This window comes from Enterococcus avium (assembly GCF_002891025.1).
GTDB classification, from domain to species: domain Bacteria; phylum Bacillota; class Bacilli; order Lactobacillales; family Enterococcaceae; genus Enterococcus_A; species Enterococcus_A avium.
Genome location: NZ_NBSL01000002.1, coordinates 791,893 through 805,910, shown reverse-complemented (window position 1 = coordinate 805,910; position 14,018 = coordinate 791,893). Strand labels below are relative to the sequence as shown.

The 14,018-nt window shown below is 38.2% G+C and carries 18 protein-coding genes; 10 read left to right on the top strand and 8 right to left on the bottom strand.

What is annotated here, in order from left to right; genetic code table 11:
- Positions 1–307 precede the first annotated feature (307 nt).
- From AUF14_RS04175 to AUF14_RS04160, 4 genes are all read left to right on the top strand, one after another.
- Positions 308–949 (top strand): DUF3796 domain-containing protein, encoded by a 642-nt coding sequence (locus AUF14_RS04175; RefSeq protein ID WP_016182095.1) that lies wholly within the window; start codon positions 308–310, stop codon positions 947–949.
- Between the two features lie 3 nt (positions 950–952).
- A complete protein-coding gene (locus AUF14_RS04170) occupies positions 953–1,156 on the top strand; it encodes a helix-turn-helix transcriptional regulator (RefSeq protein WP_016182094.1) in 204 nt (67 codons plus the stop codon).
- 209 nt (positions 1,157–1,365) lie between these two features.
- Positions 1,366–1,662: a hypothetical protein gene (locus tag AUF14_RS04165; RefSeq protein ID WP_016182093.1), complete on the top strand. Its 297-nt coding sequence runs from the start codon at positions 1,366–1,368 to the stop codon at positions 1,660–1,662.
- Positions 1,663–1,808: 146 nt separating this feature from the next.
- Positions 1,809–3,125 carry an ISL3 family transposase gene (locus AUF14_RS04160; protein WP_102865886.1) on the top strand — a complete coding sequence of 439 codons (1,317 nt, stop codon included), beginning with the start codon at positions 1,809–1,811 and terminating at the stop codon, positions 3,123–3,125.
- A gap of 92 nt (positions 3,126–3,217) precedes the next feature.
- Here the strand turns inward: AUF14_RS04160 and AUF14_RS04155 are convergent, their stop codons facing one another.
- On the bottom strand, positions 3,218–3,709 hold the full coding sequence (locus AUF14_RS04155) for a GNAT family N-acetyltransferase (RefSeq protein WP_016182091.1): 492 nt from the start codon (positions 3,707–3,709) through the stop codon (positions 3,218–3,220).
- A 17-nt stretch (positions 3,710–3,726) separates the two neighbouring features.
- Complete coding sequence (locus tag AUF14_RS04150; protein ID WP_016182090.1) at positions 3,727–4,458, bottom strand: TraX family protein; 732 nt, start codon at positions 4,456–4,458, stop codon at positions 3,727–3,729.
- A gap of 184 nt (positions 4,459–4,642) precedes the next feature.
- On the opposite strand from AUF14_RS04150, the gene AUF14_RS04145 reads away from it, so the two are divergent.
- Positions 4,643–6,118, top strand: coding sequence for a helix-turn-helix domain-containing protein (locus AUF14_RS04145; RefSeq protein WP_016182089.1), 1,476 nt, complete (start codon positions 4,643–4,645; stop codon positions 6,116–6,118).
- A 52-nt stretch (positions 6,119–6,170) separates the two neighbouring features.
- Here AUF14_RS04145 and AUF14_RS04140 read toward each other — a convergent pair whose 3' ends face one another.
- From AUF14_RS04140 to AUF14_RS04130, 3 genes are all read right to left on the bottom strand, one after another.
- Positions 6,171–6,932 (bottom strand): BtrH N-terminal domain-containing protein, encoded by a 762-nt coding sequence (locus tag AUF14_RS04140; protein ID WP_229078977.1) that lies wholly within the window; start codon positions 6,930–6,932, stop codon positions 6,171–6,173.
- On the bottom strand, positions 6,814–7,218 hold the full coding sequence (locus tag AUF14_RS04135) for a BtrH N-terminal domain-containing protein (RefSeq protein WP_102865885.1): 405 nt from the start codon (positions 7,216–7,218) through the stop codon (positions 6,814–6,816). The genes AUF14_RS04140 and AUF14_RS04135 overlap by 119 nt, the downstream gene beginning before the upstream one ends.
- A 63-nt stretch (positions 7,219–7,281) precedes the next feature.
- Positions 7,282–8,103 carry a MerR family transcriptional regulator gene (locus AUF14_RS04130; RefSeq protein WP_016182086.1) on the bottom strand — a complete coding sequence of 274 codons (822 nt, stop codon included), beginning with the start codon at positions 8,101–8,103 and terminating at the stop codon, positions 7,282–7,284.
- A gap of 162 nt (positions 8,104–8,265) precedes the next feature.
- Between AUF14_RS04130 and AUF14_RS04125 the strand changes: the two genes are divergently transcribed.
- Complete coding sequence (locus tag AUF14_RS04125) at positions 8,266–8,637, top strand: hypothetical protein (protein WP_034876421.1); 372 nt, start codon at positions 8,266–8,268, stop codon at positions 8,635–8,637.
- A 25-nt stretch (positions 8,638–8,662) separates the two neighbouring features.
- Positions 8,663–9,259 carry a PadR family transcriptional regulator gene (locus AUF14_RS04120; protein ID WP_016182084.1) on the top strand — a complete coding sequence of 199 codons (597 nt, stop codon included), beginning with the start codon at positions 8,663–8,665 and terminating at the stop codon, positions 9,257–9,259.
- Between the two features lie 92 nt (positions 9,260–9,351).
- On the opposite strand, the gene AUF14_RS04115 is transcribed toward AUF14_RS04120, so the two are convergent.
- Positions 9,352–10,041, bottom strand: coding sequence for a GntR family transcriptional regulator (locus tag AUF14_RS04115; RefSeq protein ID WP_016182083.1), 690 nt, complete (start codon positions 10,039–10,041; stop codon positions 9,352–9,354).
- Between the two features lie 223 nt (positions 10,042–10,264).
- On the opposite strand from AUF14_RS04115, the gene AUF14_RS04110 reads away from it, so the two are divergent.
- Complete coding sequence (locus AUF14_RS04110; protein ID WP_016182082.1) at positions 10,265–11,488, top strand: cysteine desulfurase-like protein; 1,224 nt, start codon at positions 10,265–10,267, stop codon at positions 11,486–11,488.
- Between the two features lie 15 nt (positions 11,489–11,503).
- Positions 11,504–12,244, top strand: a complete 741-nt coding sequence (locus AUF14_RS04105; protein WP_016182081.1) for a cyclase family protein — start codon at positions 11,504–11,506, stop codon at positions 12,242–12,244.
- 38 nt (positions 12,245–12,282) lie between these two features.
- Here the strand turns inward: AUF14_RS04105 and AUF14_RS04100 are convergent, their stop codons facing one another.
- Both AUF14_RS04100 and AUF14_RS04095 read right to left on the bottom strand, forming a co-directional pair.
- Positions 12,283–12,747: a VOC family protein gene (locus AUF14_RS04100; protein WP_016182080.1), complete on the bottom strand. Its 465-nt coding sequence runs from the start codon at positions 12,745–12,747 to the stop codon at positions 12,283–12,285.
- 102 nt (positions 12,748–12,849) lie between these two features.
- Entirely contained in the window at positions 12,850–13,437 is a 588-nt protein-coding gene (locus AUF14_RS04095) for a DJ-1/PfpI family protein (protein ID WP_016182079.1), read from the bottom strand.
- A gap of 144 nt (positions 13,438–13,581) precedes the next feature.
- On the opposite strand from AUF14_RS04095, the gene AUF14_RS04090 reads away from it, so the two are divergent.
- Positions 13,582–13,998 (top strand): Lrp/AsnC family transcriptional regulator, encoded by a 417-nt coding sequence (locus AUF14_RS04090; protein WP_016182078.1) that lies wholly within the window; start codon positions 13,582–13,584, stop codon positions 13,996–13,998.
- Positions 13,999–14,018 lie beyond the last annotated feature (20 nt).

The window sequence follows — 14,018 nt, the reverse complement described above, 5'->3', positions numbered from 1 at the left end:
AGGCAACCTTTCTTGAATGTACACGTAGTATTAACCTAAGATTAAAATTTTAAAATCATTCTTTTTTTCACCAGCTTAGCCGCTGACACAGAGCCTGTCGCATTTCAACCAACTTGAAAACACTCATGAGCAAGTTAGTAAAAACTGCCGCAAAGCAAATTTTTCATATTGTCTTGAGATCGCATATTGGATTTTGCATGGCCTTCTCAAAAAGTGACTTATTTATCTCTTTTCTATTGACTTCAATCCTCAATGTGATATATTTATCTCATAAAGAGACAAATTCATCACATTGAAGGAGTATAAAATGAAAAAAGAAAAAAATAGAAAGATAGTTTTTGCTGGTATTTTTTGTGCGTTGGTATTAGGAGCAGCATCTATTCACTCTGTCCTGTACAATGACAGCCGTTTAATTAAACCAACAGTCATTTCAGAGTATGTCTTTCAAATAAAGGACGTGCCTATGTGGATTGCACTGATTCTTACAATCGCCTATGTACTTCATTTAGTAGGCACGATCTTCAGTGTAATCTGGCAGAATAAAGCATTGGAAAAGAAATGGACGCGAAAGATTCATCCAATGTTAGGTTTACTTGGCTTTGCTGGTTTTTTTGGCTTTTTTGGTTTTTGGACTTATAGTGAATGGGGAATCATTTATCCATTTTTCGCTTTTATTTTCTTCGGATTTTTTGGTTTCTTTTTTGAGGGCAAGTTGTCTGATACTTTAAAGGATGAACTCTATGAGGAAAATGAGAAAAAGGCTGAATTAAAAGCCTATAAAATTGGTTTTCTTCTACTATTTTTAGCAATTTGGGCAATTGCTAGAGGAATGCTTTCGTGGAATCTTGAATGGTGTGCGATCTTTATGTTAAGCTCAATGTCACTGATCTATGGAATTGTATTGTTTCTCAGCAAGTATTTCTTATATCGATTTGAAACCGAGGCTTAAAAAATGAATATAAAGTTTGAATGTCACTTAAAAAAGTATCGAACCTTGAAGGGCTTAACTCAGGAACAGCTGGCCGAACTAGTTGGCGTACGACGTGAAACCATTATGCGGTTAGAAAAAGCGCAATACAACCCTTCACTAAAACTTGCTTTAGACATTGCGAAGGTTGTTGATACCCCAGTCACAGAATTGTTTATTTTCGAGTAAAAAAGTACAGTCCACAGACGTTTGATCTTGGACTGTACTTTTATTTGTTACTCTAAAGATACAAGACAAAATTCATTAATTCTCTTAAGTATCCTTTAGATGATTCTTTTGAATTTTTTTACCGTCATAATCATCGAATACTCATACTTAAGTAGGACGACAATGAAATCGTTTTTAGTTAAACTAAAGAAAACTTCTGGGAGGAAATTATGCTGAAAAATGATCACGAAGAAAGTAAATCTAGTCAATGGGATACAGCTGCAGCTTCTTCTATTAAAGAATTTCCCGCTATGAGAGTGAAAAGAGGAAAAACATTCTTCTTCGTTTCCTCCATCTTTTCAACAGCGTTTATCCTGATGCTGCTTTTCATTAATACTATTTTGAATTTGAATCTTGATTTCACTGGATTTCTAAATATTGCTTGGCTGGCAGCAACTTGTATTATCGGCTTCATTCCATGGCTGTTCTTTTATCTTATTGACAAATATCGAATGATTACAGCCTAAAAAAACCTTCACTCAGTAAAGTTGGTTCTATAATATTTGGTGTTGTTACTCTTTCTGAGTGAGAACACCAAGTATTTTTTTATACAAAAAGACATTTGGTTGTCCTATAATTAAATCGCTGAACCCAATCATAGGAGGCGAACCAAATGTCCAGTATTAAGAATATCAAATATAAAGATAATTGCCTAGACAAAACCATCAAACAAATCCTAAATATTCACGATTCCAACATTACTTTTTCTAAAGACGCCGTTTCAAAAGAAAAAGTCCATGACAGAATGGCCACCGTCTTTACTGGTCGACTGAGCTATCCGTCTCCTCGATGTGAGTGTTGCGGCTACGACTCCGTCATCCATCATGGCTACAAAGATAGCTGGATTCAATTACTCCCTTATCAAGAGGTGTCTACCTATCTTCATCTCTATAAACAACGGTTTTATTGTAAACAGTGTCACCATACCTTTTCAGCTAAAACCTATTATGTCGCAGAAAACTGTTATCTCTCCCAAGCACTCAAGTTTGCGATCGCTGTTGATTTAAAGAAGAAAATTTCGATGAAAGATATCGCTCAGCGTTATTTGGTTTCCGCTAAAACGGTCGAACGGGTCTTGGATTCTTTTTTTGAAGAACCACGACTGAAGCCCAATTACTTACCCAAACATCTATTGATTGATGAATTCAAAGGAACTAAGGACTGTCAGGGCGCCATGTGTTTTATTCTCAGTGACGCGGATACGGGGAAAATCTTTGATATTTTAGAGGATCGAAGAAGCTTCAAGCTGATCGCTTATTTTATGCGCTTTACTTATCACGCACGGAAAAACGTTTCTCATGTCGTGATGGATATGAATGCGGGCTATGATTCTGTGACAAAGGTCGTTTTCCCAAATGCTCGGGTTTCCATTGATCGGTTCCATGTGATCCAACAACTCAATCGTGCGTTTAACAAACAACGGATAAAAACCATGAATCACTTGAAAAAGAGCGACCCGCAAGCCATGAAAAAGTATCGCAAGCTTAAGAAATATTGGCGAACCATTCTGAAGAAAAATAGAAAAATCAATTATTCTTCGCTCAAACAATACCCGCTTTTCCAACGGAAATACCTGACGGAATCGGAAGTATTGGACTATTTATTATCGATTGACGAGCACTTACGGACAAGCTATGATGTGTATCAAAATTTGTTGGATGCCTTTGATGCCAAAGATTATAAAGACTTTTACGAACGCATTGATCACTTACCCACGATGCTTGATCCAGCATTTAAAAAAGCGATTCTTTACTTAAACAAACACAAACAAGCGATTATCAATGCATTAAAATACCCCTATTCGAACGGAAAACTTGAAGGGAAGAATAACTTGATTAAAGTGATCAAGAGAGTGGCATTCGGTTTTAGAACCTTTCGCCACCTTCGTATGCGAATTCTAATTCAACAGAACCTTTGCGACATTATTTGAACAAGAAAACAAAAAGAAAAAAGGAAACGCCGAAGCATTTCCTTTCAGTGATTTAATGAGAACAACACGATTTGACTTAGAGCCGTAAAGTTTTACGAGTGAAGGTTTTTATTCAATTGACAAACCATAATATACTCTTCCTCATTTTCATCAACAATCTCAAAACCAATCTGTAGATACATGTTCAACGCATAATTATCTTTTTGAACAGCCAATGAGATTTTTGCATAGCCTTCTCTGTTCATTTTTCCAATCATTGCTTTCATCAAGGCAGTACCAAGCCCCCGCCCACGATATTCTGGTAAAAGTGAAATAGCCAACTCAGGCGTCTGATCATCTATGGCAGCAAATCCCGCAATGTTTCTAACCCAAACGGCTCCCACAATTTTATCACCAAGTTGAGTACATAAACAAAAATCTGTCTGATACTTGCCAAAATCTTGAATATAAACAGCAATATTCGGATCATCAATGATCGTTCTAGGGATAGACTTCTCTTGATCACGCTGATAAATTGCCTGATACAAAAACTCTCTTAGTAATGGGTATTCAGATACATGCATTTCTCGAATGAGATACTCCATTAAAGCCTCCCCTTAACTTACTGAATCAACATATGAATAACTGCCAAGACAATTAAATGTATCGGATAGAAGCCGTAAAATCCCCACTTGACCCACTTAGGCGAATAGCCTCTTTCACCACTATAGGCCTTCAATAACGGAATCACCATCAGCATACCAAGCCCCGAGAAAACCTGATAAAGCGGAACCGATTGTCCATCAGTAATGTGCATTAAAGCGTAAAGAAGTATTAAAAAGGCGGTTGTATAAAGTATTGGCAGCCAGATTCCGATTTTTTTATTCTTCCATTTGTAGAATCCGTAGATCAATAATACACCAATTAAAGACCAGTCAGATACAACCGTTATCATTGAAAAGAAAAAGACGAGTAGAAATTTTAAAAATGATGATTTTGTCTTCTCACAAGCCATCATTAATAATAAGCCCATGAGTAAGGTGAAAAAGATATTATTGACCAATTCGATTGCACGAAAAGGATGATTTCCACCAAACAGCAGGTGAAAAGGATAAATTGATAACAACCAGAAAACAGTCATTCTTCCAGCGTATTTTTTTCGATCGTGAGTATAATAAAAGCCTTCAACTAACAGATAGGCCATAATTGGAAAAGTTAATTTCCCAATAAACTCAGTGAAGAAAAAGAGCACACTCGACTGTTCATAAAGACTAAAGCCGCTGCCAATATGATTCAGCAGCATTGCGATAATTGCGATTACTTTTAACTTGAAGCCATCAATGGAGAAATTCATTTGCCACTTCCTTTTTCAAATAATAACTATAGTATGCCACAATAAATTCGTGAAGTCTTCCTCCTTTAGTAGGATAATTCACAAGCTGTTAAAAATATTTCTTCTTTTTCAATCGACGAATCATTTTCAGTGACTCTTTTTTCCTTTATACTAAGAGTATCAATCGATTGAAAGAAGGTTTAACATGAGACATGCCTTATCTTCTACTAATAATCGTCAAATCGAAATAATTGAACTTCTAAGATCTGCTAATAATTATGTATCCGTGAAAAATTTAGCAGACAAAGTAAAAGCGGTTCCAAAAACTATTGTGAATGATTGTCAAGAAATTGAAGATCAGTGGGGAGACATTGTCCAAATAGAGAAAAATAGCACCGGGGAATTACATTTAACTGAAAAGGATAATCATACAGTTCATGAGATTTTTTCAGATATTCTGAAGGAGTCTCCCACCTTTCAACTACTTGAGATACTTTTCTACCATCCCGGGATATTACGGTCGGATTTAGAAAAAGAACTATTTTTAAGTTCCTCAAGTCTATATCGACGAATCGTTAAGTTAAACGATGGCTTGGAAAAACGCGGACTGAAAATTGATCGTAATGATCTAACCCTTGTCGGTGAAGATGAACGGCATGTTCGAATGTTCATGGCTGAATATTTTTTAGAAGTGTATGATGTCTATGAATGGCCCTTCGAATTAGACCAGAAAATGATTTTCACAACCGTTGCTCGTTTAAATGAAAATTTTGATTTAAAGCTCAACTTTCTTCAAAAAACGGAGTTTGCTTTCTTAATAGCAGTCAGCTTGATCCGCCAAAACCAAGGCTTTCTCAGCAAGCCGAAACGAAATTTAGTATCTGCACAAAATTTAGAGAATTACACTGCTTTAATCAATGATTTAATGCTGCAATGCTCTGTGCCCATTACTCAAGAGCGACAAACTGATTTGATCCAAACTATTTTTTGGTATGATTTTGCTTGGGATAATCTTGAAGAAGATGCGCGCATCGATCGTCTTTGTCACTCGATGCTTTCCTTAATGGTCAATGCACTGGGAATCACACTTTCCGATCTGAGCCGCAGAAATTGTGCTTTACTTTTGAAATCCGTCTACACTTCCTACAAGACCTACCCTTATGAAAAATATATCGCCTATAATCGCGAACTGTACAATAGTTTGGCGATTCAAAGAGACTTTGCTGTTTTTACGAAGGTTCTAGAAAAAACCTTAAAGGATCAAGAAGCAAAGAGCCGTTTTCCTTGGTACTCGCTGTACTTCCATTTGATTCTATTCAGACTATTCATCTATTGGGATGACCTGCCGAAACAATTAGATGAACTGCGTCAACCAGTTTCTACTGAAGTTTGCAGCGACTTAGGAGCCAAACACGCTCAGCTTTTGGCCTATTATTTGGAGAAAAATTATCACGAGAAAATTATATTAGATGTTCAACCGGATAAAGTGTACGCTGAGGTAGCAGCCAGCTCACTCACATCTGATCTGTATGTTACTAATTTTTCTACTCCGATCATTCCAAAGGAAAAATTATTCGTACTAGAAGATATTCCCTCTGCCAAGAAATTAGCCAGTTTAGGCAGGAAAATCGAAGAATATCGAATGAATACACTGATCCAACAACTAGCTTACTTAAATTAAGATGGAAGAGACTAAATCAAAACGAAATTTTCGTTTGAGCTAGTCTCTTCATTTACGCATTAATCACTATCTGCAGTCTTTCCAGTGCAATTCTTTCAAGATCACCTAGCCTCGCAATTTCTACACTCATCGAGCGAAGCAACTCTTGGTTTCCTGTACTTCCCAGCTGCCAAAAGAGTTCAGCTAACTGATCCCAAGCTTCAGCGATATTAATAAATTGGCGTCCGATCTCCCCAAGCTCTTCCTTAGATAAAATCGGTTCAACTTCCAGTAAAAACTCGCCATAGATTCTCCGAAAGATGCCTCCTCCGGTTCCACCATCTTTGCTGATCTGAAAATAGCTGGTGATTCCTGCTGTCTTTAATTTCTTCTGATCAAAGGTTCGCCATTTGATGATTTCCCGTGAAAACTTAGTTATCCCATTAATACCTAATAATTGGGCGGGAGGCCTCAACATCGTTTCGCAAGTTTCGTTGATTGCTGCGCTGATTGTCTCAGCACTCGGTGCTTTATAGGTTGAAAAATCAAAGGTCAAATACTTATTATTTGCTGGAAAAGGTCTGAAGCTGCTGCTTCGCGCGTTTTCCATTTCCTGATAACTGACTAGATGATAATCATTGGCAATCGTGCCTTTTGGTGTACGTATCGGAAAATTCGAATGATCACGGTCACTTACGTAAAATATCTGTCGTTCATCATCGTAACCAAATAGCACCACCGCATGGCCGCCAAAGTGACTCGCCGAATTCATTCCTAAATACTTCAAATAAGGCATATCCACATAGACCATGACTGGTTGGTTTTGTTGAAGCAGCTTCTTCGCTTTTGCAAAGCCTGTAGCCGCATTTTTTTGGCTGTCGGCAGTTGATTTCGATTTGCAAACGTTCCGCTAGTTTCTGCTCAAACTCGATTGGCTTTGATCGACCAGAGATCATTGGAGAATGCGCCAAATTAATGTAAGCAAACCCCAAGGCTGTCCCCATTCCAAAAAGCATTGCCTCTGTCATTGGTATCTGATAATACTCGAACACCTGCTTCAAAGCATTTGTGATACAGTACTTGCCGCCCATAGGTTTAAACTCGCTTATCACATACTCCATTTTTTTGCTCCCTTCATAAAAGCAGCCATTTACCTTCTTACGAATAAATGACTGCTCGCCAACTTAATTTGTTCTTTTTGCTACAACAAACCCAGATTCGGTGACCCAATTCTCTGGGTTTGGATCTTCTCCTGGTGAAACATGACCGATGTTAATCATTGGTCCGACGATCTGGTACTCGTTGGCTTCTAACCATTCAGCGATTGTTTGGGTTACCTTTGGCATTTGATCAAAGCTGCCACTAAAAGTCACTGACGCCATGATAAAAGCAGGTGCTGTTTTAAATTCGGCAATTTTTGCCTCTGGGTATTCACCAATGACAGTTGTTTGTACCTCTACATCTGCATCCTTTTCAACATACTCTACATCATGGAAAAGAGTTATATTCACTGGTGGTTGAGCCATTTTTGCCTGGACCTCTGTAACACCTTTCTGCAATTTTTGCCATAGCTCTCCTTCAAGTGTATAGGCTGCTAGGACTCCACGAACACTGAGGACGTTTCGTTCAGGTATTTCTTTTACTACTACATTATATTGTGTCATATTTTTCCCTTCTTTCACATTTTGTTTGAGGAGGGAAATCATCCGTTGCTTCTTCAACAGCTCATCTAGATCCTCCTCCAATTTCTTTTCTTGGAGATTGTAATGCTGTTCTAAAAAATCCAAATCGTCTGTAGTGATGATTTCTTTAATCGTTTTTAATGGCAAGCCTGTTTGCTGCAGCAGTTTGATTTGATTCAGCCTAGATAATTGACTGGCTGAGTAATAACGATAGTTTGTTTTACTATCGATTGTTTCAGGCTCTAATAAGCCTAAAGAGGCATAATGATCCAACGTGCGGACAGTGGTATTTGATAGTTTTGAGAATTCTCCAATTTTAAACATCGATGTATGCTCCTTTTATTTTGCTAGCTTACTTATAGTATAGAGTCACACGTAACGTGGGAGTCAATAAAAATTCAAAAGATGTTAATATAAACTTGTACATTACTTTTAGTAATGTTACTATTAGTAATATAAATATGGCTAGGAGGAACGAAAATGGAAATTTTTTCGATTGTTGGTGCGATGATTTTTGGACTGATAGCAATCTTAACATTATTAGTGACATTAGGGCTGCCTTTAGGGGAATTTACAATGGGCGGCAAACATAAAGTTCTTCCTATTGAGATGCGTTTTGCTAGTGGAAGTGCATTTATTTTTCAATTAATCGCTATCGTTAGTATCTTATATGTGGGTGAGATTATTTCGTTAGCTGTTCCCTTTTCAATTGCTCGGGGTATTTGTATTTTCTTTGGATTTTATTTATTGTTAAATACAGGGATGAATCTGATGTCCTTTAGTAAAAAGGAAAAATACGTTATGACACCATTAGCCCTGATTGGGTCTATCTGTTTTTTTGTTACAGCATTTTTATAGTAGAAGCTTTTTTAGGAGTGAGAAATTGGATATCATCATTTTAGGTTTTCTAATGATTCAAGGATCAACAATTTACGAGCTGCGTCAATCAATTAAGAATTCTCTTTCAACGGTCAGCAGTGATAGTACCGGCAGCATTCAAGCTGCTTTAAAGAAGCTGCTGAATAAACAGATGATCACCTTTAAGGAACAGGTTGAAGGCGGCTTAAATAAAAAGGTGTATTTCATTACAGATTTGGGTAAGGAACATTTTCAACAATCAATCACTCAGCCGATGCTTTATAAAGAAAAAAATATGGAGTTAAGCAAATTTTTCTTTATGGGTTTTACTGACAAAGACAAAAGATCTGAAATGCTAGCAGATTATATTCAAGTATTAGAAGATGAATTAGCATCGCTAGAACAAATCAATGCAGCAAGCAGTCCTCGCTATTCTTTTGACGAACCCTTTCTACAAAGCTTAAAAGAGCGTGGCGGTGCCGTTGAATACATGGATTTAGAAAACGTGAAAGACATTGCTCAGTTCCAATATGCAACGTTGGATCTTGGAATTGAGAAGGCAAAATTTGAGATCGAATGGTTTAAGAAGTTTAGAGAACGACTATCTTCTGAAGAATGTTAAGGTTAACCAAAAAAAGACAGCAAGTTGCTGCCTCTGAAATGTTACGAATAGAAAGTACTCAGTGAAGTCTCTTTCTATTTGTAATTTTTTTGTTAGCGCCATTCGAAAAAGACTTCATACATTCCCTTTATGTCTTTTTCGATCAATGCTTTCGCTTGATCCGCAAACCCCAGCTTAATCGCATTCAAGATTGCTCGATGATTTCTAGCCGACTTATCGAGAATCGGGCGTAATTGTTCTTTGCCGATTTCACTGATTAGGCAATGGCGATAATGACGCAAGCGTAATTCCATCGTTTCATACATCTGAGAAATATGCAGATTCTCAGCGGCTTCAATTAGGAGATTATGAAAATCATGATCACACTCCGCATATTCCCAACTACCATCCTCAAGATTTACTTGTTCGTAAGTAACCGTCAATTCTTCTAATCTTTTTAACTGAGACGGATTAATATTACTCGTGGCTAAAAATACTGCGTGTCCTTCAATTGCAATCCGGGCCTCACACAACATAAGGCTTTCCGATTTGCTCATGCTGGAAACGGTATAAAGCTTGCCGTTTTTTTCTACTAAAAATTCCTCTAGTAATTGATCTAACGCTTTTCGAACAGGTGTCCTACTAATCGCTAGGCTACTGGCAATTCGGCTTTCGTTTAATTTTTGTTTTGGTGGCAAGTGTAAATGAATAATTTCCTCTCGAAGAAATAAATAGGTTAGTTCAGTGATTGAGAAAAACGGATGTTCTTTTTTTATTTTCTCAAATTTTTCAGCATCAATCATACACGTCTCTCCAATCCCTTCATTTAAATTATAAGTATAGATCAATCCAACAAACTATGCAATCGCTTTCATAAATAAACAAATTTACTCCTTTAATTGAGCGACTGTTTTATTTTAAAACCTAAAATTGCTTGACGCTCGCTGAAAGAACTTATTTAGACACCGCCCCCATCTATTGTTTAAAATTAAGATGAACCAAAATTCTTTTTGGAGGATGATAGTAATGGAAAAAGAGTTCCCAATTGAAGAAGTTCGAAAGATGTTCCCTGCTTTAAAACGAGTGCACAATGGCCAACAAGTTGTTTATTTTGACGGACCCGGAGGATCACAATTTTTAGAAAGCTCAATTACAGCGATCAGTCAGTATATGCGAATTGGTGTTGCCAACCTCCATGGAAATTTTCCTACGAGCCAAGAAACTGAAGCACTTATTCAAAAAGCGAAAGAAGACATTGCTGTATTATTTAATGCACAAGCAAACGAAATTGCCTTTGGACCCAATGCCACTACTATGATGTTTCACACTAGTCGAGCTCTGGCAAACCAGTGGGAAGCTGGTGATGAGATTATCTTAACGGAGCTTGAACATCACTCAAACATTGACTCTTGGCGCAGAGCAGCCGAGGACCGCGGTGTAATCGTCAAGTACATTCCGTTAAATACAGAATCATTGGAACTTGAATTAGATAAATTAGATGACTTGATTAGTCCAAAAACCAAGCTGATTGCGGTAGGTCACGCATCAAACTGTGTGGGCACAATTACTGATATCAAGGCCGTTTCAGCAAAAGCTAAAGAGGTTGGAGCTTTAGTTGCGGTCGATTCTGTTCACAGCATTCCTCATATGTACGTTGATATGCAGGAGCTAGGGATTGATATGCTGTTCTCCTCTGCTTACAAATTCTTCGCTTCTCATGTTGGGATGGCGGTGATTCGAAAAGAGCTATTTGAAAGCCTCGATATTTATAAAGTAGTACCAGCGCCTGGAGGTGTTCCTGATCGATTGGAAATCGGCACGCAAAACCATGAAGGAATTCCAGCTGTTTCTGAGGCCATTCATTTTATTGCCCGCTTGGGTGAAGGTGAAACACTCAAAGAACAGTTAATCAGCGGTTATCACGCAATTGAAGTATATGAGAATATGCTTGCAGAAAAAATTCGTGATGGATTAGCAGAGATACCGGGAATCAAACTTTACCAAAGTAACAAAAAGAAAACTCCAACCATCGCCTTTCGTGCGGAAGGAATCTCACCGATCGATTTTTGTACCCGAATGTGTAAAGAACACAGCGTTTTTATTGCGGAAGGGCATTTTTACGCGTTAACCTTGGTCGAACGTTTAGGTATTGATCAGACAGGCGGATTTATTCGAGCTGGTATCGCTCCTTACAACACGATTGAAGAAGTCGAGCGTTTCTTAAATGCCGTCAAACAAATCATGGCTTAGAAAGGTGGAAAAAACATGAGCAGCAAATTATGGGAATTGTTAGACGAATTGAAGTCACCGGCATACGAATGGGTCGATTTGAGTCATCCAGTCAATGAGGAAACACCACATTATGCTGGATACAATAAACTTGAAATGACAGAAGTCTTTACCTACGATGAACACACTGTTTGCGCCAGCGAGTACAAAATGGTCAGCCAATATGGCACCCATATTGATCCACCCTCACATTTTGTTGAAGGCGGAAGAACCCTAGATCAAATCACAGTGAAAGAAACAGTCTTGCCTCTTTGTGTCATCGACCTGACAGAAAAAGTCGCTGAGGATGTCGACTATGCTATTACGGTTGAAGACTTAACCGCTTGGGAAGAAAATTATGGGAGATTTCCTGATGATTGTTTCGTAGCCGTTCGGACAGATTGGTCCAAACGAAAAGGCGAAGATTTCTTTGCTCCTGATGAAGCGGGCCAGCCCCATTATCCTGGCTGGTCGTTAGAAGCACTCAAGTTTTTGAGCGAAGAACGAACGATCACCGCAGTGGGTCACGAAACCCCTGATACTGATCCTGCAATTGCCAACTTAATCGTTCCTTGGCAGGGAGAACGCTATCTCTTGGAGCAAGACAAGTATCAAATTGAGATGCTGTGCAATTTGGATCAGCTACCAGCAACTGGAGCGATCATCGCCTGCAGCTTCCCAAACGTACTAGATGCTCCCGGTTATACAGCTAGATGTATCGCAGTGTATCAAAAATAAAAGGTAAAACAGCGGTTGTGTAACCGCTGTTTTACCTTTTATTTCAACATTCGCTCAACCATTTTTGTCGACATATAAGTTTTTTCGGAAAGTTGTTCAACTGTCAAACCAATGGCATGCAGACGTTTCATCATGACCTTCATATCTTCGCCGATTTCAACAACGTGCTTATCTGGATCATATAATCGTACAACTCTTTGTCCCCAAGGCATTTCCAGGTCTTCACCGACACGTTCTACTTCTAATGCCGCGATTTTTTCTAGAAAGCCGTCGAAATCTTCTTCTTCGAAATACATCTCGGCATCATTTCCATGGTAACGGAAAAAATCTGTTTCACAATTCGTAAACGTCGCCCATGAGTTTTCCGTTTGCAGGGCTAATCCACCTGTCAAGGTGATATTCTCTCCTAAATCAGCAATTACGCGGATGCCGATTACTTCAGTGTAAAATTTTTTTGCTTTTTCCATATCCTTTACCACTAACATTGGTCCTTTAAATTTCATTCTCGTTCCTCCTATCAACTTCCTTCCATCATAATTTTATCATGAGATTTTTTTTCGATGCTCGCTAAATGTGCCCAATTATGCGAGGTTTTATTGATCCGTTTATGCAAAGCCCATTCTTCTTTTGACCTCTGCTGTATTCTCTTCATTCGTCAAAAGCTCCAGTAAACGAAAAGCAACATCTAAGGCAGTTTCCGGAGACGACGAAGTAATAATATTACGATCTTCTACGATCCGTTCGTTTGACTGAACAAGTACACCATATTCTTTCATTTGATCCTGTCTGGGATTATTTTTGAAGCGATAGGTGGTTCCAAAGCGGTCAGTCAAAACGCCGCTTTTAGCAACTGCCAACCCGGCAACACAAATAGCCGCAATTGGTTTATTTGCTTTATCAAAATGCTGAATGATTGATAAGAAATCCTCACTGAAAGCATCTTCATAAAAGTTGGCCTGCTCAAAACCGCCCGGAATCGCCAACGCATCAAAGTCATTCAAATCGACTTCCTCAATTTGCCTCATCGGAATGCAAGAATACCCCCAAGTACAAGACAAAACAGGATGCAATCCCACCGAGACAAGCTCGGTATTCTGATCACCTTCATAAAGATTCCAGCCAAACACATCAGTAAAAACACTCGCTTCATAGGATTCAAAACCATTGGCTAATAATAAAAGAACTTTTTTCATTTGTTTTCCCCCTTATTCGTTTCATTTTATGATAAAGTATAACCACTTCAAGTGACAGTCAGTTTGTAAAGTCTTTCCGCTCATTTACCTTACTAAGCAAAAGATTTTTCTGATTTAGCTTAATATTTGAAAGGTTGGTTCAAAATGGATGAGACAGATAAAAAAATACTAAATCTTTTGAAGGAAAACGCTCGGGCACCATATAGTGAAATCGCTCAGCAGGTAGCACTTAGTTCCCCCGCCGTAAAGGAACGAATCACAAAAATGGAATATCTAGGTATTATTGAAAAATACACCATCAATATCAATTATCAGAAGATGGGAAAAAGTATTACAGCCTTCATTCTATTTGAAACAGTAAATTGTCAAGCCTTCCGCGAATTTTGTGCGCAGCAGAAAATGGTATTAAAATACTACCGCATTGCTGGGCATTACAGCTATCTCGTAAAAGTGGTTGCTGAGAACATGGAACATTTGGAAGAATTCATCGATGAGACTATGCGTTTTGGGGTTCCTTCCACTCATATTGTTTTTTCATCCGCAGCCAATGATTCCATTTAAATCACAGAAAAATTCGCTCA